Raw genomic sequence first — 3,013 nt, 5'->3', positions numbered from 1 at the left:
GACTATTTTATCAAAGATGATTCTATCTGTTATGAGATAGGTACATCTACAGGAGTACTCTCTCATAAACTTGCCAAAAGATTTAGTGATAGGGGTGCTAAGTTTATTGGTTTGGATATAGAGGAGGATATGGTAGCCAGTGCAAAAAAAAGATACAGTATGAGTAGTTTATTTTTTGAGTATGCTGATGTTTTGGAGTACTCTTTTGAGTCATCAGATTTTATCACTTCATACTATGTGGTACAGTTTATAAGACCAAGTCAGAGACAGCTTCTCATAGACAAGATATATCAGAGTCTCAGTTGGGGTGGTGCATTTTTGTACTTTGAAAAGGTAAGAGCTCCTGATGCACGGTTTCAGGATATTATGACAGGTGTTTATAATGAGTACAAGCTAGAGCAGGGGTACTCTGCTGAAGAGATTGTACAGAAGAGTAGGAGTCTAAAGGGAGTGCTTGAACCTTTCTCGACGCAAGGAAATGTGGATATGCTGGGAAGAGCAGGATTTGTTGATATTATGAGTGTTGCGAAGTTTGGTCCTTTTGAGGGGATATTGGCGATTAAATGATAAAAAACACTCTATACACTATAAAATGGACTCTAAAACGGATAGGTTATCTAAAAAAAGAGGTTAAAAATCTCTTTCATATTATAATCTATCAACCTCAATCAAGATTCCTACTAGAGTCATGGGATGCCCCATCTTGCCCACTTGAAGTTATCAAATTCTATAGCTTTATTGGACGAATATGGTTTGGCTTTAGAGAGTTTATGGCCTTAATCTCAAATGGAATTATATTTAAAAAACAGATACTACTAGATGGATTTGACCCCATAGATGTAAAAGCTCTTTACGCTACTGGCAGAGATAATATCCCTCATCCAAAACCACCACTTGTAGAGTTATCCCCTACTTATCAAATAGATACAGAGATTTTTGAGACTATAGAAAAATCATATTATTTAGCCAATGAGCATGACCCTGATAGGTTTGATAGAGCTGATTGGTGGGAAGAGATGTCCAGAGCATTCAAAAAAGAGCTATTTGACAGTGGTAAAATCAATCGAGAGTATCTGGCTAATTTTAGAGGCATAAAAGAGTTACCTGCAAATATTGTCAAAGACCAGTTTTTAGTGGTAAACCGTGATTTTGGATATCATATATCCTATCTAAAAGCGATAGATTTGGTTCTTGAATATCATAGACATGCCAAGATAGTAAAAAAAGAGATTCTATTTTCTCTATCAGAGAGCTATGCGGGGAATAATCTGTGTGTAAATTATAGAGGTATGAGATTGAGTCTGCGACTTCTTTTTCACTCTGTGATGGTTGATAATATTCTAAGTAACAGTTCGTTTGACAAGAGACCAGTTATATGGGAGATAGGAGCAGGGTATGGTGGATTGGGTAGGATTTTGAAATCGTATATCCCTAATAGTTGTCATATTTTACTTGATTTACCTGAGACTCTAACCTACTGCTCATATTTTATAGCTTATAATTTTCCTGATAAAAAGGTAGCTTATTTGAGTGATATTATGGAGAGATTGGATGAGTTTGATACTCTGATAGAGGAGTATGATTTTATTTTAATTCCACCTTGGGTTAGTAAGTATATCCCCAACAATAGTGTAGATTTGGTCATTGATACCTACTCTATGTCAGAGATGTCAAAGGTCTATGCAGAGTACTATTTGGAACATATAGATAGAACTCTAAATATCGGTGGATACTTCTACTCTATCAACAAAAGGTTCAAACGAGAGTCGGATAAGCTTCCATTTTATGAGTGGAGATTTAAAAGCAAATTCACTACTCTACTATATGAGTATAGTAAATATATTCATCCACAGTGGCTTGGGCAAAAAATAGGCTAGATGAGTAGATTGATTGATAAACTAAAGCAGAATAGCTATATATTTCAGATAGCAACACTGATGTCAGGTACGCTTATGGCACAAGCTTTGATGTTTGCATTTATCCCTATACTTACTAGAATTTATACTCCAACGGAGTTTGGACTATATTCACTTTTTTTTCTTATCTCTAGTATGATAGGAGAGGTCTCTAGTTTGAGATATGAACAGGCGATAATGTTACCAAAATCAGATATAGATGCACAGACTTTGGTGTTTTTATCGGTAGCAGTTACATTTATAATAACCACTATAGTTACGCTTGTTATTGTACTCTTTTATGACCTCTTTTTGAACTATTTTAATGGATTGGTATATCTTGTGTGGCTACTTCCTCCTTCAATATTGATACTCGGTTTAACTCAAATTTTTGATACCTACTCTACAAGGAGACAATTATATAAAAAAATAGCAACGGTTAGAGTTGTAGAGTCTGTTACAACCATTGGCACACAGTGGAGTAGCCGATACCTATTTGCATTAGATGGATTGATTGTAGGGAAGCTTATCTCTAACTTTTTTGTACTCTATCAATTTCTACATTTCCATATAAAAGAGACCTTGCAAAACTCCTTGGAAGCGGAGGCTTTAGCCCCGAATAATACGAGGCTAAAGCCATCGGTTCCTCTACATTTTCATATAAAAAAGCAGACTCTAGGAGTGAGATATTTAACAAAGAGACGACTCAAAGCAAATATAAAACGACACGATAGTTTTCCAAAATACTTTACCTTCTCCTCTCTGTTAAACTCTTTTTCTCAAAATATACCAATTTTCCTATTTTCAATGCTCTTCTCTCCTGCAATCGCAGGATTTTACGGCTTGACTGCTAGAGTTATGCAAGTTCCAATATTGTTGATTTCAGGTTCAACAAGAAGAGTTTTTTATCAAAAAGCATCTCAAATGTACGCTAATGGAGAGAACATTAGAGAGATATATCTCAAAACAACCATTGGGTTAATAAAACTTTTTATACTGCCCCTTTTTATTATTCTTCTTTTTGGTGAAGAGATATTTGTTCTCATTTTTAGTAATAAATGGGCTGAGTCTGGAGTGATAGCACAGATAACTATCATTTGGTTTATGTTTGCGTTTAT

The 3,013-nt window shown here is 35.1% G+C and carries 3 protein-coding genes; all 3 read left to right on the top strand.

The features are described 5' to 3' along the window. The coding region (locus GSY74_RS07485) for a methyltransferase domain-containing protein (protein WP_164664479.1) at window positions 1-567 on the top strand (567 nt) is incomplete at its 5' end. Next, the gene (locus GSY74_RS07480) at window positions 564-1,877 is read left to right on the top strand and encodes a putative sugar O-methyltransferase (RefSeq protein WP_164664478.1); all 1,314 of its coding nucleotides are present in this window, start codon (window positions 564-566) and stop codon (window positions 1,875-1,877) included. The genes GSY74_RS07485 and GSY74_RS07480, both read left to right, overlap by 4 nt. Continuing rightward, window positions 1,878-3,013, top strand: a 1,136-nt coding sequence (locus tag GSY74_RS07475; RefSeq protein ID WP_164664477.1) for an oligosaccharide flippase family protein, incomplete at its 3' end; no start/stop codon positions are given.

It is taken from the genome of Sulfurovum sp. bin170, from assembly GCF_010892395.1.
GTDB lineage: Bacteria > Campylobacterota > Campylobacteria > Campylobacterales > Sulfurovaceae > UBA1140.
Note: the sequence above shows the minus strand (reverse complement) of the source record. Positions and strands in the feature narration are given on the sequence as shown.